This is a genomic window from Zobellia russellii (assembly GCF_044597075.1).
GTDB lineage: Bacteria > Bacteroidota > Bacteroidia > Flavobacteriales > Flavobacteriaceae > Zobellia > Zobellia russellii.
Genome location: NZ_CP139000.1, coordinates 1,356,470 through 1,378,612 on the forward strand (window position 1 = coordinate 1,356,470; position 22,143 = coordinate 1,378,612).

Sequence of the window (22,143 nt, forward strand, 5' to 3'; positions counted from 1 at the left end):
CTTTGTAGGAATAATTTAAACTTATCAATCTTTTGAAAAAATTAAAAGTACTTACTGTAGTTGGCACAAGACCAGAAATCATCCGCTTAGCGTGTGTTTTAAACGCCTTAGACGCTAATAATGCCATAGAGCACACCTTAGTACATACGGGGCAAAACTATGATTATGAGCTTAACGAAATATTTTTTTATGATTTGGGAATTCGAAAACCTGATTATTTTCTTAATGCAGCTGGTAAAAATGCCACTGAGACGGTAGGAAATATTCTCATCAAGATCGATCCACTTTTAGAAGAGGTAAACCCGGATGCGTTTTTGGTTTTAGGAGACACAAATTCCTGTTTATGTGCCATTCCTGCAAAGAAAAGAAAGATTCCTGTTTTTCATATGGAAGCAGGAAACAGATGTTTCGACCAACGTGTTCCAGAGGAAACCAATCGTAAAATTGTGGACCATGTCGCAGATATAAACCTAACCTATAGTGACATAGCCAGAGAATATTTACTTCGAGAAGGCCTTCCTGCTGACAGAATAATTAAAACCGGTAGTCCGATGTTCGAGGTTTTGCAACAGTTCATTCCTAAAATCGAAAAGTCAAACGTACTTGAAAAACTTGGTCTTGAGAAAGAGAAGTACTTCGTAGTATCATCCCACAGAGAAGAAAACATAAGTAATCCAAAGAATTTTGATGGACTCATTAGCTCGCTGAACCAAATTGCAGAAAAGTATGATTACCCTATTATTGTTTCAACTCACCCGCGAACGCGAAATATGTTAAATTCTAAAAACATTGAAACGCATGAAAATATTCAATTTTTAAAACCCCTCGGATTTACAGATTATAACGCTTTACAATACAACTCTTTCGCAGTACTTTCTGATAGTGGTACAATTTCTGAAGAATCCTCTATTTTGAATTTTCGAGCCTTAAACATTCGTGAAGCCCATGAAAGACCCGAAGCCATGGAGGAAGCATCGGTAATGATGGTAGGCATGAATCCCGAACGTATTATACAGGCCTTAGCGGGTTTAGAAGTTCAAAAAAGAAATCCCGAACGCAACTTTAGGCCTGTGGCGGATTATTCAATACCCAATGTAAGTGAAAAGGTAGTTCGAATCATTCTATCTTACGTAGATTATGTCAACCGAGTTGTATGGTCAAAATAGACCGGTTGTTTCTAAATTGAATTTAGAAGTTATATCTTATAAAATACTGAAACCAACTCAAAAACATACTTGGCTCTTTGTGCTCCCTACGGACAGTGTCCAAGGTTCCGAACATATTGTAAAAAGTATGGCACTTTATGTTTCTCAAAACGAACATCCGTGCCGTGTAATTGTTCTATCCAAAAAAACTAGCATGGGTTGGCATGATGAAGAAAAAAGGTATGATATAGTCTATTTACCTTTTAACTCGTATTTCTTAGGAGCCCTTTACCTCCTGCCCTATTTGTTTTTTAAAAATTATAAGAACGTTAATTACACTTTCTCTTCTCAAACCATTATAAATGGCACGTTGGGCCTTGCTAAAAGGTTAGGAGTAGTTGAGGCCAAAGTAATTGTGAGGGAATCTAATTCAATTTTTGAACTTTTACATGGTTATAAATTAAAGATTTACTCCCTTTTTTACACTTTGGGATATAAAGGCTCTTCTTTGGTCATCACTCAAACGGACTATATGAAGGAGCAACTTCTAAAAGCGCTACCTACACTTACCAAAAACCTTAACATCAAAACAATTCCCAATCCTTTCAATTTTGAAGACATAAATTCAAGAACCGGGAACATAGCAAAAGAGTTCAAAACCAAAAATTTTATTGTTGCCGCAGGCAGATTGGCACCAGCTAAGGGTTTTGATATTCTGATAGATGCTTTCAAAGATATAACTACAGTACGTAATGATTTAGACTTGATTATTCTTGGTGAGGGAGCTGAAAGAGAAAACCTAAATAAAAAAATTGATGAATTAGGTTTAAATGAAAAAGTTCATATGCCTGGTTACGTCCAAAATGTATACGCATACTTTAAAAGGGCTAAGGTTTGTGTATTATCATCTCGTATTGAAGGGTTTCCAAACGTTCTATTACAGATGATGTCTCAGAACACTGCTATAGTTGCAACTTTAAGTGCTGGCGGAATTGAAGATATTCCCAACATCCAAACATGCCCCACAGAAGACATGGAAAAACTAAAAAATAGTATTATAAACGCACTTGAAAGTGATACCACAACCAATAAACCTATATTTGATTCGTTTTTAAAGTCAAGAACACAGTCTTCATTCTATACGCAAATAATGGAATCTGTTCATTAATTAATTCCTTATACAGGATTTTATGAATACCAATAAAAATATACTCATCCTCTGCTCCGCTTCCTTTTCTTTAAGCAATTTTAGAGGAGACCTTATAAAGCACCTATTAACTAAAGGATTTAAGGTATACTGTGGTGGACCCGACTTTGATGAAAATACATTAAAAATGGTTCACGAATTGGGTGGTATTCCCGTACCGTTCAACTTACAAAGAACCGGGTTAAACCCGCTAAGCGATTATAACACCATTAAGGAACTGAAAACCATAATGGTAACACATAAAATAGACGTACTTTTTCCATACACTATTAAACCCGTTATCTATGGCTCATTTGCTGCCAAGAAACTTGGCATTCCTGTAATTTCGCTAATTACGGGTCTCGGATTTACTTTTAGCAGGGTAACCACGAAGGCTAAAGTTTTGCAGTCCGTAACAGAGTTTCTATATAGAAAAGCCCTAAAATCCAACAAAGCTGTTATTTTTCAAAATTCGGACGATCTTGAACTTTTCAAAAACCATAAAATTGTTGCAAGAAATCAATCTTTACATGTAGTTAACGGTTCCGGTATCAACCTAGACAAATTTCCCTTTAAACCAAGAAGGCATTCCTCAAGTAGTGCTGTTAAGTTTGTACTTGTAGCCAGGTTAATGAAGGAAAAAGGGGTTGAACTTCTTATGAACGGGGCGCGAGAATTAAAACCCCATTATCCTAATTCAGAATTTCATATCATTGGCGAACCTCCTGAAAACAGTAGTTCTGCCGTCTCAAAAAAAGAACTTGAAGAACTAGACAGAAATGGGACCATAGTATATCATGGTAAATCCACCAATGTAGCAAAATCTATTTCAGAATTAGACATTTTTGTATTGCCTACTTACTATAGAGAGGGCGTACCCCGCTCTATCCTAGAGGCTTTATCTAGTGGTATGCCCATCATCACCACCATGCAGCCTGGTTGTAAAGAAACTGTTGTTGAGGGCAAAAATGGTTTTTTAATTGCGCCCAAAGAAGAAAAACCTCTTGTAGACGCTATGAAATACTTTTTGGACAACCCAGGACAAATTGAAATTATGGGTCAAGAAAGCAGAAAATTAGCTGAAAATAAATTTGATGTGAATCTAATTAACAGCCATATTTTTAATATTATTGAAAAACAGCTATAAAAGCTCTAACGGTATTAAAAAAAGTTCTGGTCTTCTGCTTAGCATGAAAGGAAAATCCGAATATCCCCCTACAACCATAAAAACCGTAATTGGTCTATCTGGATCAATGAAAAAGAAAATATTATAGTTAATTTGCCGTAGGAATATTTAACCAGTATGTACAAACATTTTATAAAACGGGTTTTGGACTTTTTTATAGCGCTATTCGGTTTAATCGTAGCCGGTCCAATAATCGTATTTGTCATAGTGTTCTTAGCCGTCTCCAATCAAGGAGACGTTTTCTTTGTTCAAAAAAGACCGGGAAAAAACGAGAAGATTTTTAAAATCTTTAAATTCAAGACTATGAACGACAAAAAAGACGAAAATGGCAACCTTCTTCCTGATGAAGTAAGACTGACACCTATTGGCAAGTTCATTAGAAAAACTTCTCTTGATGAATTACCCCAGTTACTTAATGTTCTAAAAGGTGAAATGAGCCTTATAGGTCCAAGACCATTATTGGTATCCTACCTCCCCCTGTATAATGACATGCAAAAAAAAAGGCATTTAGTAAGACCGGGTATTACCGGTTGGGCCCAAGTAAATGGAAGAAACGCGATTTCTTGGGACAAAAAATTTGAATATGATGTTTGGTACGTTGAAAACCGCTCGTTTTGGTTAGATTTAAAAATTCTTTTTCTAACTATCCAAAAGGTTATCAAGAGTGATGGCATTAGTTCAGATTCAAGCGCAACTATGGAAGTTTTTACGGGAAACAGTAAAGTATGAAGTTAAGTATAATCATCCCCTGCTACAACATGGAACTCTATCTGCCCGAATGTGTAGATAGCCTATTGAAGCAAAGCCTGCTCCCTGAAGAGTATGAAATCATTATTGTAAATGATGAGTCCAAGGACAAAACGCTTGAAATTGCCATGGACTATACCAAAAGAAATGACCATATAAAGGTCATAGATAAAAAAAATGCTGGGGTTGGGGCCGCTCGTAATTCAGGTTACGACATGGCACAGGGCGAATATATTTATTTTTTGGACCCAGATGATTATGTAGCGGAAAACACTTTGCCAGTGCTGTTAAAATTAGCTTCAGATCATAGTTTGGATATCCTTACATTTAGAACAAAGTCTGTTGTAGAAAAAAAGTATCCCGTTTCCGAAAACTTGGGTAGTAAATTAAATGATCTTACTATTGAAGATGGTATATCTTATTTGGCCCATAGGAAACACCAAAATGAAATCTGGTGGTACCTCATAAAAAGAGAGTTCATAAAAAATACGGGGATCCGTTTTATTGAAGGTAAATGGATGGAAGATGCCATACTCACTGCCGAGCTGTTCTGCCAAGCCAAAAGAATGGCACATACCAATTTAGACGTACATAGATACCGAATTTTACCAACTTCGGCAATGCGCAATAAGAGCCCGGAACATTACAATAAAGTAATTTATGACAATGCCAACGCCGCTCATGTATTTGATAAATTAATAGCAACTGTTCCTAAGGAGCATGAAAATGCCCAAGCATGCATTAAACGATTAAAGACCAGACAGCAATCGTTTGTTTTTTTCCTTATGGTACGCTTAATGAAATCGGATATATCAGTTTCGGAGATTCCGGCAATGTTATTAGACTTCGAAAAAATAGATGCTTACCCATTAAAAAAATTCATAGGAGAAGATTATCACGGAATAGGCTATTCTTGCTTGGTTTTCGTATTTAATAGAAAACCTTTGATTAATCCATTCATAAAGATGTTCCGATCTTTTTACACCTTAACACAATGAACATTCTCATATCTTCTGCGGGCAGACGCGTTTCTCTTGTCAGAGCTTTTCAAAAGGAACTTAAAAAAATATACCCTAGTGCAAAGGTATATGCTTCAGATGCCGATCCAACTTTATCCGGAGCCTGCCAAATAGCCGACGGTTATTTTAAAGTGCCTTTTGTTACACATCCTGACTATTTTGATGTTCTCATAAAAGAATCTAGAGATAGAAATATTGAGTTGTTGATTCCAACCATAGATACAGAATTACTACCGCTGGCCCAGAATAGGCTTCTTTTAGAAAAAAACGGGGTTACTCCTGTAGTAGCTTCATTTGATTTTGTGGGCAAATGCAGGGATAAAAGACAAATTCATAAGTTTTTTGAGGAACATAATGTTGCGGTAGCCAAAGAGTTTTCAAAAGATAATTATGAACTACCCTTATTCATTAAGCCAATAGACGGTAGTCGTAGTGTAGACACTTATCTTATAAAGGAGGAAAAAGATTTGACCTCCTATCATTTTGAAAATGATAAGCTCATGTTCTTGGAGTACCTTGACCATGACTTTTATGATGAATTTACCTGCGATTTATATTATGGAAAAGATAACAAACTAAAATGCGTAGTTCCTCGCAAACGGATTGAAGTCAGAGATGGCGAAGTTTATAAAGCTTTGACCGTTAAGAATCTCTTGGTTGATTACATAAAGAAGAATTTAGCGCATGTTAATGGTGCTGTTGGATGTCTTACAGCTCAATTTTTTGTTCATAATACAGAAGATAAGGTTAGGGCTATAGAAATTAACCCAAGATTTGGTGGCGGCTACCCCCTATCCTATTTATCAGGAGCCAATTATCCAAAATGGATTATTGAGGAATTTACTCAAGGTAAGCATATTGAGGAAGACTTTGATTGTTGGGAAAATGATTTGCTTATGATACGATACGATGATGAAATTCTAGTTCATGGATATAAAGGTTGATGAAAAAACAGTTATCGTTTTTGATTTAGACGATACACTCTATAATGAAATTGACTACCTCAGGTCTGCCTATTGTGCAATTGCCCAAGAATTGGATTCCAAAGAATGGAAGCCTCTATTTGCACAAATGTTCTCTATGTACAGAAATAAAGAAAACGTATTTGAACATTTAGCAACTACTTGTAATATCAAAAAGGAAGCTCTCATAAACCTTTACCGGAATCACAATCCTACTATACAACCATTTTCAGGGGTTCTTCCTTTACTACAATCAATCAAGGATAAGGGAGGTAAATTGGCTATAATTACAGATGGGCGCAGCAAAACCCAAAGAGCTAAGCTTTTAGCGTTAGGTATTGAAACTTACTTTGAGAAAATAATTATTTCTGAAGAGCTGGGCTCGGAAAAACCTGATAAAAACAACTACTTAGAAATAGAAAAAACCTTTGCAAAACATAGTTACTGCTATGTAGCGGATAATGTAAGGAAAGATTTTATAGCTCCTAATTTTTTAGGATGGGACAGTATTGGGTTGATTGATAATGGCTTAAACATTCATAGTGATGGCTATCGCTATTTTACCGAAACCCATCTTCCTAAAGTTTTTATAGAAAAAATTGGGGATATCGCCGTAACATAAAGCAATTTTCACCTTATTTTTTGAATAAAAGTTAACTATCCTATTTTTTTGAAAATCCTCCTTAAAGCAGTAATTTTATAATACTATTTTACTCATCTTTACACCATGCGAAAATAGGTTTACATTAGATAATTTGTAACTGAGTATCAATTAAATACTATCAAATGGCTTCAAGAAAAAGTTATTTGCTAACCAACACCACATCAGTAATCAAAATTTTGCTTTACGGTTAAATTCTATTGAGAAATCTCAACAATGAAATCCAACACTAACCTGAGGTTTAAGATTACTTCTACCTCAAGCATTTAACCTGCATTAATGATTGAAATTGTAACCGAAAGGAATGAATGGAACGATCTCATGAAAATGGTCGACCACTGTGACTTTTACCATACCTACCACTATCATTACCTTTCAAAAAACGAAGACGAGACACCTATTCTAATTCACTATGAAGAAGATGGGGCCAGTATTATTATACCTTTAATGCTAAGGGATATTGAAGGGACATGCTATAAAGATGTTACTTCTGTCTATGGTTATGCTGGACCACTCTGCAGCACCAAGAGCCTTAACTTTGAAAATACCACATTTAAAATTGAATTACAGAAGCTTTTTATTGAGCAAAAAATAGTTTCCGTTTTTTCTAGACTTCATCCTTATATAGACCATCAAGAAGAGATTCTTGCCAATATTGGAGACATTTCAAGTCCTGGAGAAGTGGTCTATATAGACCTTACCCTTCCGTTGGATATACAGCGCCAACAATACAGTAGTCGCTTAAAGACTTACATCAACAAAAGCAGAAAAGTATGTTCCGTCAGAAAAGGTACTTCTGAAGAAGATATTCGGACCTTTATGGATATCTATTACGAAAACATGCGTAGGGTAAATGCGGATGAAAGTTATTTTTTCAATGACCGGTATTTTTATCAGCTCATGTTAAGTTCATTCTTTAAAACAGAACTTTTACTATGTGTTATAGATGAAACCCAAGAAGTTATAGGTGGCGCCATGTTTATTAAGACCGATGAGATTGTTCAATATCATTTATCCGGCTATAAGGAAGAGTATGTTAACCTTAATGCCATTAAGCTGATTATTGATACTATGCGTATTGATGCTACTGAGGAAAACTACAAGTTTTTTAATCTTGGCGGTGGAAAAGGTGTTAAAAGTGATTCTTTATTCGCTTTTAAATCCACTTTTTCCAAAAATCACAGACCGGCTAAATTTTGGAAATGGATTGTAAATCCTAAAGTCTACAAAGACTTGGTTAAAAAGCGGGAAGAGCAGCTATGCGACAGCACAAATGATGGTGAAAGCAATTTTTTTCCAGCATATCGCCAAATGCCCAAATCTCATTAATCTTAATCTGTTTTGATAAAAAATAATCCCTTTCTCTCAGATACCTACGTTTCCGTTTGGTCTAAACACTTTAACCAAAATAAGAAACCACTGAGCTTTGATTGCTTTAAGAATATTGGTTTTTATGGCTCAAGCTACTTGCCTTTATACATTAATTCCGGAAAAACCCTAACCAAGGGCATGAATTACAGTATAGAAAGTACACATGGTAAGGGTTATAAAAATAAGGTCTTTCTTATTTATGATGTTCCAGCATATTTTAATAATGATATAAGCATTCCAGCTGACTCAAAACTCAAGTTTCAAAGCTCAAAGCAATATCCTGGTTTTGCAATAAATTTAGAAGAGTATAGCAACTTCAACGAGTATATGCTTGCTACTTTCAGTAAGAGTAGCAGATACAAATTGAATAAATACAAAAAGCGCTTTGAAGCCTGTTTTGATATTACTTACAAAATGTACTTTGGTGAAATCACTAAAGATGAGTACGATGCAGTTTTTGTTTCATTTAAAGAATTACTTACAAAACGCTTTAACGATAAACAAATAACAAATAATAACCTCAATCCTGAAGAATGGCAGTTTTATTATGATGTTGCTTATCCCTTAATTCTGGAAAACAAGGCTTCTTTGTTCGTTATTTATGACGGAAATACTCCCATTGGAGTTACCTTAAACTACCATTCCGATACCGTACTTTTTGATGCCATTACCGTTTTTGATATTGATTATGCCAAATTCCATTTAGGCTCGGTCACTATTATGAAACTAATTGAATATTGCCTAACTGAAAAAATTAAGATTTTTGATTTCTCAAAAGGATATTTTGATTATAAAACTAGATGGTCCAACAAAACATACGATTTTGAATACCATATTTTTTATGACTCCTCATCTATATTGGCTAAAACATTGGCTCAGGGACTAAAGTCCTTTTTTGATTTAAAACAGAAGTTGCGTGAGAAAAATGTAAACGAAAGATTACATAGACTAACTTATAAGCTTAAGAGCAGAAAAACAGAAGTATCAACAACGCAGACCGCGTTCAAATTTGAAGCTATTTCCGAAGAGCCACACTCACATGATTTAACCGAAATTGATTTAAAAGCTGCGGAAAACCATATACTAAAATCATTGGCTTTTGAGTTCTTATATCTTAATGATGAATGTTCAAAAGACTTAAAAGTATATAGAGACAATGCAAAACAGTATTACTTTATAGGCCAAGCAAAAAAAGCAAAGGCAATACCAGTTCAACAATTGTAAATATTGAACAAAATTGATATTAACTCAATAAACATTAAATAACAGTGCTGTTTAATTCGCTTGATTTTTTGATTTTTCTTCCAGTGGTCTTTGTACTGTACTGGTTCGTGTTCAAAAAGAGCCTGAAAATTCAAAATTTATTGGTAATTGTAGCCAGTTATGTCTTTTATGGCTGGTGGGATTGGCGTTTTCTCATTTTAATATTTCTTAGCACCGTTCTAGATTTTTTCGTTGGTCAACAAATTTTCAAATATCAGGACAACAAGCAAAAAGCCAAATATTGGTTATGGGTAAGTGTAGCTTTTAACCTAGGACTATTAGGCTTTTTTAAGTATTTTAACTTCTTTGTTGACTCCTTTATAGAGTCTGTAAATGCACTAGGTTATAGTATTAAAAGTGTTTGGACACTCCGTATTATCCTACCTGTAGGAATATCTTTTTACACTTTCCAAACCATGTCCTACTCGTTTGATATTTACTATAAAAAACTGAAGCCTACTACTAATTTCGTTTCTTTTGCCGCCTTTGTAGCTTTCTTTCCTCAACTTGTGGCAGGACCAATTGAAAGGGCGTCAAATTTATTGAACCAAATTAATACCCGCCGGGTTTTTAACTACGAACAAGCTACTAGTGGGCTTAAATTAATTCTATGGGGGTTCTTTAAAAAGCTAGTCATAGCCGATTCTCTCGCTCCTATAGTAGACGACATTTTTACCAATTACCCAGATTACCCGGCCTCTACTCTTATCCTTGGGGTATCGCTTTTTAGTTTTCAGGTATATGGTGATTTTAGTGGTTATACAGATATTGCCATTGGCACCGCAAAACTTTTTGGTGTAGAACTAATGTCTAACTTCAAGTTTCCAAACTTCTCTAGGAATATTGCGGAATACTGGCAAAGATGGCACATTTCATTAAGCACATGGTTCAGGCATTACCTGTACATTCCCATGGGAGGTTCCCGAGTAAGCAAACTAAAATCATTACGGAACATTGCGGTAATTTTCTTGGTAAGTGGCCTTTGGCATGGTGCAAATTGGACATTTGTTTTTTGGGGCGGTATTCATGCTCTACTCTACATTCCCGTATTTTTAATGGGAAGAAATCGGGTGTACGCAGATAATGTTATTGCAGAACGTACCTGGTTACCTAGTATTACGGAAATAGGCCAAGTACTTTTAACTTTCTTTCTGGTTACTTTTTCCAGAATATTTTTCCGGTCCCCCTCCCTATCCTCCTCTTTTGATTTCATAAAGCAGATAGGTAATAACTTTCGCTACGAACCCTATATGCACCCTATGGGCTATAGAATGCTGGACTTTTATGTATTGATTGCCCTTTTCACTATTTATGAATATCTGATAAGAAAGGATGAGAGGTCTCCATTTAAATTCAGTTCGCCTGTCGTCCGGTTCTTATTGTATACCCTGGTAGTTTTGAGTATATTATTATTCTATGATGATGGTGTAAACCGTTCGTTTATCTATTTTCAATTTTAGTTGGGATGAAAAAATTTGTTCTAAAAACTATAGTATATATTCTATTGATTCTTCTTGTATTGGAAGTAATTGTTAGGGTATTCCATTTATATACTGAAGACCCTCCTCGTTTTATAGATGAATACGGCGTTGAAAAGCGAGTACCTGACCATGACGGCTATTCTGTTACTGGAAATAGAAATCAAAATTTCTCGAAATTCCACATTAATAAAGCCGGTTTTAATTCCTTTAGGGAATTTACCCCATCTACGGATACATATGAAATGGCACTAATTGGAGACTCCTTTATTGAGGGTTTCCATCAAGATTTCACCAACTCTATAGGTAAACAAATAGAAAACCAGACTAATGGCGTACAAGTTTATGAGTATGGATATGCGGGTTATGATTTTGCCAATCAAATGCATCTTGTGTATGCCTATCAAGATGATTTTAAACTTATAGACCAAATTGTTCTATACTTGAATTACGATAACGATTTGGGCCGCGCAGAATATGAGCCAAACAAAGACCGAATAAAAATGTTGTCCTCTACATTGTTTAAAATAAGGGACAACATTAAGCTATTGGCCTACGGAAGCAAAATTGGGATTGTAGAGCCGCTAAAAAAACTAGCACAACGCGGTGTCGCTTTTAATGAAACCGATAAAGGGTATCAAACCAACGAGTTAAAAGACAGTGAAGAAGCAAAATTAAAACAAGATCAAGAACGGATTGCCAATTTCAAAAATCTTATAAAACTATATGGTTTTGACAAGGGTAAAACCAGCTTACTTTTGGACAGTAGAAAAACCAGTGAGCGTTTTCTAACATTTTGTCGTGATAATGACATACGTTATATTGATTTCTCTATTAGTTTTGAAAACTCAAAGAAACCCACTACTCTTATCTATGACCATCACTGGAACTCACATGGGAGAGCCTTAATTGTAAAAGAGTTAGTTAACTATCTAAAGAAAGCTAAATCATCCAAGCCTTTACCAAATACGGCAGAGTAAGCACCTGCTAATCATACACATGAATTCATTAAACTTTTTCTTTAGCGCATACACAAAAGAGTCCTTGCCCTCTTATTACAAAAGCTTACTGAACTGCTATACACAAGAACTAATCTTTACCAATTCTAAAGAAGAAAAATTTCAACTACCAGCTTCATCTTTTGTTGTGGAGGATATTCCTAGTTATTTTACGGTAAAAAAAGATGTACTTCCTAAAGAAATAGGGTGTTTAAGTATAAAGCAGTATCCCGGTTTTCTTATCAATTTTGAAAACGTAAAATCGCTCCCGGACTACCTTAATGAGAGGTTCGGAAAAACCAGTCGTTATAAACTACGTCGGGAACAAAAGAAACTGGAACAGTGTTTTGACATTAGGTATCAGATGTATTTTGGTGCTATTGAAAAACCGGAATACGATTTTTTAATGGACGAGTTTTACCGCCTATTGGAGCTACGTTCATTAGAAAAAGGAATCAAAGACAATATTAACCTAGCTACGCAAGACTTTTATAGAGCACATGTTTACCAAATGATCTTAGACAAAAAGGCTTCGTTCTATGTTATCTATAACGGTAAAATGCCAATTGATATTTGTCTTAACTTTCACATGAAAGACGTAATCTTTCAATATATAAGAACCTATGACATTGATTATTCAAAATTCAATACAGGATATACGGACTTAATGAAACAAATAGAATGGTGTATCTCTAACAAAATAAAACTTATAACTTTTTCTAAAGGCGATTTTTATTGGAAAAGACGTTGGTGCAATACTGTTTACGATTACCACTATGAAATTTTCTTTTTAAAAAAATCATTGATAGGAAGATTAAAAGCTTCATCATACTATTTATTGAAAGCCCTGAAGCAATATGTACGCGAAAAAGGATTGATCGAAAAATACCACGATTACCAATCCAAAAGAAAAAACTCTCAGGAATTAAATAGTGAGTTGCCTAAAATTAAACACACCAATATACCTTTTCATACGGAAATCAAGAATATTGAATCCATAAATTTTAAGAGCAGCGAATTCGATTTTTTAAGAAGGAATATTTACGATTTTCTTTATGAGAGCGACGAAAAAGAGTCGGAAATTAACGTTTACTCAATTTTAGACCAATCTGATTCTTACTTGGTTATAGGAAAAAACAGCAAAACGGTGCTCTCCAATACTGCATTTTCATCATCTTTTTAAAACAAATTAGAAAAAAAACCGGCTTTTTAAAACCGGTTCTGCTGTTCATCGAATATTTTCTTAATATTTTCTTAAAAAACATCCAGACACTACACTTCGTCGTATATATTCGCAGTTGAACCCCGTAAACGAGAACATCGTGGCTGAATTAAATAAAAGTTCCCAAAAGTCGACCCTAAAAGTTTGGTTCGCAGAATTGAAAGAAGATATTATTCTTTCTATTTATCATAGGTCCCCTATAATTTTTCTTCTATTTATACGTTAAATCTATCAATTAGAAGTTAATTAAAATTTTTTTAACTGATTCCCCTTGATAGACCTGAAGCATAGAATTTCGCGGTTTCCAAATCGGGAAGTTCTTTTCACAGACTTCTTTGATACACTAGTTCATCGTACTGTACACCCCAACTACGCTATACGCCTGTGGGGCAAGTTTATGGTCCGGGAGCTTGGTATGAAACTTTCTTCCGAAAAACTCTTTACAATACGTAACGAATCATTATTGTACCTTGGAAAAAAGCAACACCGGTCTACACTGGAGATAAAATACAAAGAGGTTATTGAGGAAGTCTACAGAAGACTTATCAATTCAGAGAATCTACATGATGTTCCATTCGCTAGATTCAAAAACCTATTTGAAAACGCAGATTATATTGCGGAAATATCCGTTCAGTTTAAAAATGACGAGCTTATTGAAATTCTTTCGCATTATAAACAGAAAGGATATAAAATATATTTACTATCAGACTTTTACCTTTCCAAAAGGGTAATTTTAAGAATACTAGAGCATCATAAAATTGCAGACCTCTTTGATGCTGTATTTATATCAAGTACCGTAGGACTTAGTAAAGAAAAAGGTGGACTATACCCATATGTACTTGATAAGACCAATACAGAAGCAAAATCTGTATTGATGATTGGAGACAATAAAAAAAGTGACGATATAAACGCCTCCAAATATGCTATTGACTCCTTACATTTAAAACATTTTTCGCATAAATTCAGGAATAAGCGTAATCTTTTAGGATCTGATAAAAATGATTTTAGAAAGGCCTGTAACCTTATTAAATCAAGATGTTTAAATAATGAACATAAGTTTAGTGAATATATAATCCATTTCTATTTCTTTACGGAAAGACTCTATATCAATGCCAGAAGAAATGGGACCAAAGACCTATTTTTCCTCGCCAGAGAAGGTCATTTTCTAAAACAATTGTTTGATTGTTATCAAGAAATGAACTTGTTTAAATGTGAAGAAAAGATAAACACACATTATCTAAAGGCTTCAAGACAATCTGCCACCCAACTGGCCTTGCGACCTTTGGAAAACGAAGATTTTGAAGAGTTATTAAGGAAGTTTGGAGATATGTCCTTACAGCATTTTCTTGATTGGTTTCCTTTTTCGGACACTACCAAGAACAACATTACCAAAGACATACCCGCCTCTAAGGACGAGACCATAACGGACTTCTTTAAATCGCCCACTATGGCACTTCTTAGAGAAAACGAAGCTTTTCAAATTGCCTACGAGAAAAATAGAAATTTACAGAAAACTGCATTTTTAACGTATCTAAAATCTTTTGGAGCCAATTATGAAAAACATGGCCTTGCCCTAGTTGATGTTGGTTGGGGAGGAACCATGCAAGAGAGCATTTACAAGTTCCTAAATAAAAAAACACCGGTAACCGGGTACTACTTAGGTTTAAAAGAAATATATAATATAGAAAAGGACACCAAAAGATTTGGTTTGAATTTCTCCATATATCCTAGCCAAGATTTCTATGATGATATCCTAATGGCAAACGGACAACTTTACGAACAATTATTAGCTGCACCCCATGGCAGTACATTGGCCTATAAGTTTGCAGAAGAAGGAGAGTCTCCAACCGTTGAATACCATGAACCTAATGAGAAAATGGTTTTCGATAAATTTATTTCTCCTATTCAAGATTACATGTACACAGAATTTAAAAATCTGTTTACAGAACTTCGTCCTATAGATTACTCAGAGCAAGTAACCCAGGAGTATATAACAGATATGGCTTTACGAACTGGTATATTCACCAATAGAAAGAAGCTTAAGTTTATTAACCAAATTACAAAGGGGTTCTACCAAAACGTAGGCGAAAACAAAGTTGGTCTAGAATACGACCCCAACCAAATAACTATTTCAAAAATAGGTCTTATCAAAACCTTTATAAAATCGCCTGAAAAGGTTTTTAGATACTTGGTAAAGATAAAACCCTTCTTGTACTACAAAGGCTTCTATTGGCTTTCTTGGCCGGTAAATTTATCTTACTATTATATTAAGTTCAACTTTTGGGCCAAGAGAAAATGGCTTAAGAAAGGTTTAATCTCTTAGTAACTAAAATTTAGAAATTATAAATTCTGATCGTCTGTTTATTTGATGCTTTTCTTCACTACAATGCGTAGTATCATCACATTCATTCAACAAATTGCTTTCACCATAAGCTTCGGCAGAAAGTCTACTAGCTTCAACGCCCTTCTTCAAAAGGTAGGCTTTGGTTCTATCTACCCTTCTTTGGGATAACCAGTCATTATATTTTGATGCACCTCTAGAATCCGTATGGGAAGTAATTTTCAATTCCAATTCCGGATGTTTTTCCAGAAGAGCCGCTAACCCATCCAATACTTTTTTCGATTTTGCATTTAAGTAGGATGAATTCAGGTCAAAGTAAGCAAAACCTAAATCATCAATTTCTGCTTTTATCTTTGCTTTACGTTGGTTCTCAGCCTCTAATCTAGCCTTTTCTGCAGCAGCCAAACGTGCTTCTTCCTTTTCTTTCGCCAAGCGAGCGGCTATAGCAGCCTGTTCTCTTTCCCGTTGCTCAACGGCAGCAAGAGAATCTTTTTCTTTTTGAAGCTTTTGGGCCAACTCTTCCATTAGGGCCAATTTCTCTTCTCCTTTTTTGGATAACCCCTTTTCTATTCCAAATTGATACACTACTCCCGCGGCATGTTGCAAATGATTGGTGGCCTGATCATTATTGGCCGACCATTTTCCTGATGAACTAAAATCCAGTCCAATTCTATCAGAAAACCAAGTTCTAAAGCCTACAACTGCATTATAAGTTGCCCTTGGCTCATTGTTTGCATCTGTATAACCGGCACCAACACCCAAGTAGGGGTCAAACCAGCCCGTTTGTCCTATAATTTTATTAAGATCATAAGTTAATCTTGCATCCAGCCCATAGTAGTGAGATTCTTCAAGGTTGGTTTCTCCATCAATAAACTTACCTATCTTATATTTATTATAACTACCAATAGCCTCTACTCCTATTCCACTTTTAAAATATCTGCCTATGCTTACCCTAGATGGATAAGAAAGTACGTTCCACTGCTCGCCAAATGAAAAGAGCTCGTCAAAAACATCACCAGAATCATCCACAATGTTGTAGCCAATGCCAAACATCCATGAGCTTTTTACAATACTATCTTTTTTAGTGAGTTGAAGTTCTTCTTGTGCCTGTAGCAAATTGACCGAAGCGCATAGCATAGCCACTATATAATACGTATAGGTTTTCATAGCAATTAGATTTGGGTGTTCTAACTACAAAGTAATGACTATCAAACCAATAAGACTACAATACACTTTGAACGGTAACAAAATTCGATGGTCTGCTGGAATTATAATATTCTTAACAGCCCTTAACGCTACTGTTGTAAGAGGATATTTTTCTGTGTAAGTGGTAATTTGTATACGGAGAACGGTGTAATTATAGAAGTTGATGTATCAACGTTACCGGTAATATTTTCAACTTTTAAAACAAGCTGGTCTTCGGTCTCATTTTCAACGAACAACCTAGGTTGAAAGGAGTTTTCCCTCTTTCCAGCACAATAAATAACCAAAACTTCCTTTGAAAAATCTACTTGAGGGACCGGTAACCCTGGTTTCCTTGTTCTGTTAACCGTTGAATAAAACTTCTGCAACGTTTTCATATCCGTAACTACCAAGAATTCTTCTTGGTCCGAACCGCTATAATTATCACTTTCTATAAGTTGCAATCGGGCTTGGGTTAGGGTTTGTAATTCTCCATCATTCTCTGCCCTCTTCTCCTGCACTTTACAGGTTGAAAACAAGACTAAAAAAATTAAGAGAACGGATTTCATACTAACTATACGATTTATCAAATCTTGCCTTATATGCTTTTTCATAAAGGGCTTCGTACAAAGGTAAAACCTTCATTATATCAAAACGCTCAGCAGAAATAACGGCATTTTTCTTGAACGTTTCCAAAGTTGCATCGTCCTTTAAAATACTTACGGCATTCTTAGCCATATCCACAACATCGCCAACATCACTTAAGAAACCGGTAATTCCATGTTCATTAACCTCTGGTATACCTCCTGCATTACTGGAAATAACAGGTACTTTATTTATCATGGCTTCCAGAGCGGCCAATCCAAAACTCTCCGACTCGGATGGCAATAAAAATAAATCGGAAAAACACAGTATCCGGTCTATCTCATTACTATTTCCTAAAAATATCACCCTATCCGAAATTCCTTTTTCTTCACATAACCTTTCGGCATTTGCTTTTTCAGGACCTTCTCCTACCATTACCAATTTGGCCGGAATTTCTTTCTGTACCCGGTCAAAAATCTCAATTACATCAGGAATACGTTTTACCTTTCTAAAGTTACTGATGTGGGTGATAATCCGCTCATCATCCTCTGCCATCAAAGAACGCTGACAGTCCGTAAAAGATGTGCTGTAATTTGATTTATCAATAAAGTTGGGTACAACCTCTATTTCCTTTTTTATATCAAAAATTTCCATGGTGTTTTGTTTCAGGTTTTCTGAAACCGAAGTAACCACATCCGATTGATTGATGCTAAAGGTAACCGCAGGTTTATAGAACGGATGCTTTCCAACCAAAGTAATATCCGTACCATGCAGTGTTGTAATCATAGGTACGTATATGCCTTCTTCCTCCAACATCTTTTTTGCCATGTAACCCGCATACGCATGTGGTATTGCATAGTGCACGTGAAGAAGGTCTATCTTATGAAGCTTTATAGTATCTACCAATTTACTTGATAAGGCCAGTTCATAAGGCTGATATTTAAATAGAGGATATTCGGGCACATGAACCTCATGAAAATAAATCTTGTTGCCCAAAAGCCCCAAACGAACCGGTTGCTTATAGGTTACAAAATGAACTTCATGACCTCTATTGGCCAAAGCTATACCCAGTTCTGTGGCTACTACACCGCTGCCCCCAAAAGTAGGGTAACAAACTATTGCTATTTTCATTAGTCAAATTTAGCTAAATCTGTAAAGTATGTCGGTATAAGTTGTTCTAAATTTCAAACCTGTCTCTAGATTGCACACGAAACGCGCGCTGTTTATCAATTGAGAAATTGATTAACAGTGAAGTACTACATGAAAAAAGATTGATTTAATTTAGAATGGCATCATAGATAACCTGCTGAATCCGGGTTCTTAACCCTGATTTTATCAAAAGTGTATTGGATGAAGACGGGTATGTTCTATTGGATAAGAACACATAAACAATCTCTTCCTCAGGATCAGCCCAAGTATACGTACCCGTAAAACCGCTATGTCCAAAACTTTTCCTTGAAACGCATCCACAAGTAGGTCCGCTATCTTTTAGTTGGGGTTTATCAAAACCTACGCCACGTCTCACATTTTCATCACAGAAATAACAGGTATTGAATTTTTTCACGGTACGGGCGTCCAAGAACCTAGTTCCCCCATACATACCGTTCTGCAAGTACATTTGCATAATCTTAGCCACATCTTCTGCATTGCTAAAAAGGCCTGCATGGCCTCCTACACCACCTTGCATGGCAGCGCCCATATCATGAACATAGCCCTGAACGGTTTCATAGCGGTAATATTTATCTTCTTCAGATGGCACAATCCTATTTTTTGGAAATTTCTCAAGTGGATTATATGCCGTACTTGTTGCACCTATCGGTTGATACAGAAACTTATCTACTTGCTCATCTAACCGTTTCCCGCCTACTTTTTCCACATATTTTTTCATGACGTAATACCCTACATCACTATATCGGTACCGGTTGGATTTTAAATCTTGACGCCCGATCCTATTATAAATTGAATCGTTATAAGCATCGGTCAAATACAACTTGTCCGTTACCTTATACGAAAAACCATCTGTTGGTTCCGTTCTGTAGAACTCCTTTGATGGCTTTCGGTTTTTATCAAGCGTATCTACATAGAAGGCAATCCATGCCGGAAGGCGCCCGTAATGGGACAAAGCTTTTAATACGGTAACATTTTTTAATTCCGTATCTGCGTACTCCGGGATTAAATCTTGAAATGTACTATTAAGTTTAATATCTCCCTCTTCTTCCATTTTCATAATCATAGGAAGTGTTCCTAAAATTTTAGTGATGGATGCCAAGTCATAAATACTCTGAGTGGTAATACTATCCTTGGAATCATAGGTAGGCTTTCCAAAACCTTTATTGTAAACAACCTTCCCTTTGCGGGCAATCAAGACCTGAGCCCCGGGAAACATTAACGAATCAATTCCATGGCCTACCAAGGTATCTACTTGGGCCAGTTTAGCGGCATCAAAACCTACTCTTTCCGGGTAACTGTATCCTAACCGTAACAGAGACTTTAACTTCACCTGAGTATTAACAGGAAAATCTTGGTTTGCTGTAACAGGAAGCTTTCCATCCGTAGGAATAGCGCCAAAAATCGCTTGGGCGGCCTTACGCTGTGCCAATTCACTATTTTGATATGCTACCAACACCGCGTCTATACTTTTGAAAGAAGGTACATCTAAGAGCGCATAGGGCTTAGCAAATACAGATAGAATGAGGTTGGAAGTCCTTTCCTCGGCTATCTCCTTCAACCATTGCAGTTCTTTTTTTGAAAATTTATAGGCTTTCCAAGGACTTTCATTGCTCTTATGATGACCAATAATCACCAAGTTATAATCTTTAAGTTTGTTTTTTAGCGTACCAATATCGCTTGCATTTACCTGAGTAACCTTAGCATACTTGTTCAGTTCTTCAACAAATGGATCGCTATCCGCATCGCCAAACTTTACATAAGCAATCTTTTTATTCTCCAGTTGCTTTATGCCCATTAGGTAAAAGTTGTTCTTTACAACAGTAAGTGCCTTTTCAATAGCCTCTTCATAGACCAAATCATCCGTTCTAGAATTTAAATCCTCATATAAATTCTCTAATTGAATGGGTTTGTAGTTGTTGAGTCCCACTTTGTATTTGGCCATTAGAATTTTCTTTACCGAACTAGCCAATCTTTCTTCGGAAATTTTCCCTTTATTATATGCTTTTGTTAGTTTTTCTTTGGCTTTTGCCACCTCTGTAGGCATTAAAAGAATGTCATTCCCGGCCATGAACGCCGCTACTTCAGCATCACCGTCCTTACCGTGGTTGGTTACGCCTTTCATGTTAAGGGCATCGGTAAAAACCAGACCCTCAAAGCACATTTCTTCTTTGAGCAAACCTGAAATAATTTGTTCCGACAGCGAAGAAGGAAGCTCTTTTTTCAATTCCAAGGCCGGAACTTCTAAATGTGCTACCATTACACTACTTAGGCCCTCATCTATCAACCTTCTAAACGGATATAATTCTACACTATCCAAACGTTCTCTTGTAAAATTGATGATAGGAAGAGCTTTATGTGAATCCGTGGCCGTATCTCCGTGCCCCGGAAAGTGCTTTCCACTAGAAAGTACCCCTGCACTTTCCATACCTTTCATAAAGGCAATACCTTTTTCGGCTACATTTTCTCGATCTTCACCAAAAGAACGGTTACCTATTATTGGGTTTTGTGGGTTTGTGTTGATATCTACATCAGGAGCAAAATTAATATGGACACCTAAGCGCTTGGCATGTTGCCCTATTCGCTCACCTACCTTATAAACAATGGTGTTATCCGTAATAGCCCCTAAGGTCATGTTCCAAGGAAAAGCGTAGGTAGAATCCAACCGCATGGCCAAACCCCATTCCGCATCCATACCAACCATAAGGGGTACCTTTGCTACAGATTGAAATTCATTGGTAAGTTTTGCCTGTCTAATTGGACCTCCGGTGGAAAATATAACCCCTCCTATTTGCTGTTCCTTAATGAGGCTTTTTATCTTGTCCGTACCAGCTTTTGCTTGGTCCGAAGCTACCATAACCATAAAAAGTTGCCCCAGCTTTTGATCCAAGGTCATTTCATTGTAGCGCGCATCTACCCAATTGCTTTGCGCCAAACTATCTTTGGTTACCAAAGGATGTTGCTGGGCACTGACACTCAGAAATACAAAAAAAAGAAAGGAAAAAACAGGGAAAAACCGCATTATAAAATAGATCTATGGCAATAACTAAAAACTAAAAAGAATATTGCATTTCATCCGATATATATAATGAAATCAATACCTCAGAAAATAAAAAAATAGTATTACTACATAAAACGGGAATGCCAACTTTCCGATGCCGGCACCTCCCAATGTTCCTGATATTCCTCTTTGTTGGTAACCAGATTATTGAAAACAATGGTGTTTTTTGAGACCGCTTTTTGCTTTGCCATCTTTTTAAAATCCACAAGAGGCTTGTAGGCAATATGCTCTCCTTGCTTATAGGAGACATTCATCTTATCCAACAGCTCAACATTGTATTTTTTTTCTAAATGTTGAATAAAATGTACAGATGCATCAATAGAACAACCTGATGCCGCTGTAGCACTCTGATCCAAAGCCAATACTATAAATCTCCTATATTTAATTTCGTATCCGGCCTTTAATTGACTGCCATGAGCCGTCCACTCGGTAATGAAAGCATCCAACTCTTTCTGAATTTCTTCTAATTCTGTTTCGGTAAAGCTGCGGCTACCTTGATAAATCCAAATGCGTGAAGCACTGGGTAATGTATTAAATTCTACTAGCATTTTAGTGTTCTAAATTTGGGG

General features: G+C 36.0%; 18 protein-coding genes. 13 read left to right on the top strand and 5 right to left on the bottom strand.

The features are described 5' to 3' along the window. Window positions 1-32 precede the first annotated feature (32 nt). The 13 genes from wecB (at window position 33) to SJY45_RS05730 (ending at window position 15,561) form a co-directional block, all read left to right on the top strand. Window positions 33-1,166 (top strand): non-hydrolyzing UDP-N-acetylglucosamine 2-epimerase, encoded by a 1,134-nt coding sequence (wecB, locus tag SJY45_RS05670; protein WP_400073600.1) that lies wholly within the window; start codon window positions 33-35, stop codon window positions 1,164-1,166. Further along, window positions 1,138-2,313, top strand: a complete 1,176-nt coding sequence (locus SJY45_RS05675; RefSeq protein ID WP_400073601.1) for a glycosyltransferase — start codon at window positions 1,138-1,140, stop codon at window positions 2,311-2,313. Before wecB ends, SJY45_RS05675 begins: the two co-directional genes overlap by 29 nt. 22 nt (window positions 2,314-2,335) lie before the next feature. Beyond that, window positions 2,336-3,478: a glycosyltransferase family 4 protein gene (locus SJY45_RS05680; RefSeq protein ID WP_400073602.1), complete on the top strand. Its 1,143-nt coding sequence runs from the start codon at window positions 2,336-2,338 to the stop codon at window positions 3,476-3,478. 156 nt (window positions 3,479-3,634) lie between these two features. Next, on the top strand, window positions 3,635-4,246 hold the full coding sequence (locus tag SJY45_RS05685; protein WP_400073603.1) for a sugar transferase: 612 nt from the start codon (window positions 3,635-3,637) through the stop codon (window positions 4,244-4,246). Further along, a complete protein-coding gene (locus tag SJY45_RS05690) occupies window positions 4,243-5,262 on the top strand; it encodes a glycosyltransferase (protein ID WP_400073604.1) in 1,020 nt (339 codons plus the stop codon). Before SJY45_RS05685 ends, SJY45_RS05690 begins: the two co-directional genes overlap by 4 nt. Beyond that, the gene (locus tag SJY45_RS05695; protein WP_400073605.1) at window positions 5,259-6,227 is read left to right on the top strand and encodes an ATP-grasp domain-containing protein; all 969 of its coding nucleotides are present in this window, start codon (window positions 5,259-5,261) and stop codon (window positions 6,225-6,227) included. The genes SJY45_RS05690 and SJY45_RS05695 overlap by 4 nt, the downstream gene beginning before the upstream one ends. Then, window positions 6,211-6,867 (top strand): HAD family hydrolase, encoded by a 657-nt coding sequence (locus tag SJY45_RS05700; protein ID WP_400073606.1) that lies wholly within the window; start codon window positions 6,211-6,213, stop codon window positions 6,865-6,867. Before SJY45_RS05695 ends, SJY45_RS05700 begins: the two co-directional genes overlap by 17 nt. A 318-nt stretch (window positions 6,868-7,185) precedes the next feature. Further along, window positions 7,186-8,235 (top strand): peptidoglycan bridge formation glycyltransferase FemA/FemB family protein, encoded by a 1,050-nt coding sequence (locus SJY45_RS05705; protein ID WP_215439970.1) that lies wholly within the window; start codon window positions 7,186-7,188, stop codon window positions 8,233-8,235. 180 nt (window positions 8,236-8,415) lie between these two features. After that, complete coding sequence (locus tag SJY45_RS05710; RefSeq protein WP_289062457.1) at window positions 8,416-9,501, top strand: GNAT family N-acetyltransferase; 1,086 nt, start codon at window positions 8,416-8,418, stop codon at window positions 9,499-9,501. A gap of 68 nt (window positions 9,502-9,569) precedes the next feature. Continuing rightward, on the top strand, window positions 9,570-11,000 hold the full coding sequence (locus tag SJY45_RS05715) for an MBOAT family O-acyltransferase (protein WP_353889249.1): 1,431 nt from the start codon (window positions 9,570-9,572) through the stop codon (window positions 10,998-11,000). A 5-nt stretch (window positions 11,001-11,005) separates the two neighbouring features. Beyond that, a complete protein-coding gene (locus tag SJY45_RS05720) occupies window positions 11,006-11,998 on the top strand; it encodes a hypothetical protein (RefSeq protein ID WP_400073607.1) in 993 nt (330 codons plus the stop codon). Window positions 11,999-12,017: 19 nt separating this feature from the next. After that, the gene (locus SJY45_RS05725) at window positions 12,018-13,199 is read left to right on the top strand and encodes a GNAT family N-acetyltransferase (RefSeq protein WP_400073608.1); all 1,182 of its coding nucleotides are present in this window, start codon (window positions 12,018-12,020) and stop codon (window positions 13,197-13,199) included. A gap of 310 nt (window positions 13,200-13,509) precedes the next feature. After that, complete coding sequence (locus SJY45_RS05730; RefSeq protein WP_400073609.1) at window positions 13,510-15,561, top strand: HAD family hydrolase; 2,052 nt, start codon at window positions 13,510-13,512, stop codon at window positions 15,559-15,561. A gap of 3 nt (window positions 15,562-15,564) precedes the next feature. On the opposite strand, the gene SJY45_RS05735 is transcribed toward SJY45_RS05730, so the two are convergent. The 5 genes from SJY45_RS05735 to SJY45_RS05755 form a co-directional block, all read right to left on the bottom strand. Then, window positions 15,565-16,746, bottom strand: a complete 1,182-nt coding sequence (locus tag SJY45_RS05735) for an OmpA family protein (protein WP_400073610.1) — start codon at window positions 16,744-16,746, stop codon at window positions 15,565-15,567. A 128-nt stretch (window positions 16,747-16,874) separates the two neighbouring features. After that, entirely contained in the window at window positions 16,875-17,282 is a 408-nt protein-coding gene (locus tag SJY45_RS05740) for a hypothetical protein (RefSeq protein ID WP_289062451.1), read from the bottom strand. A gap of 49 nt (window positions 17,283-17,331) precedes the next feature. After that, window positions 17,332-18,477, bottom strand: a complete 1,146-nt coding sequence (bshA, locus tag SJY45_RS05745) for an N-acetyl-alpha-D-glucosaminyl L-malate synthase BshA (RefSeq protein ID WP_400073611.1) — start codon at window positions 18,475-18,477, stop codon at window positions 17,332-17,334. 145 nt (window positions 18,478-18,622) lie between these two features. Further along, window positions 18,623-21,535 (bottom strand): glycoside hydrolase family 3 N-terminal domain-containing protein, encoded by a 2,913-nt coding sequence (locus SJY45_RS05750; protein ID WP_400073612.1) that lies wholly within the window; start codon window positions 21,533-21,535, stop codon window positions 18,623-18,625. 104 nt (window positions 21,536-21,639) lie between these two features. Next, complete coding sequence (locus tag SJY45_RS05755) at window positions 21,640-22,122, bottom strand: ABC transporter ATPase (protein ID WP_215914272.1); 483 nt, start codon at window positions 22,120-22,122, stop codon at window positions 21,640-21,642. Between the last annotated feature and the right edge of the window lie 21 nt (window positions 22,123-22,143).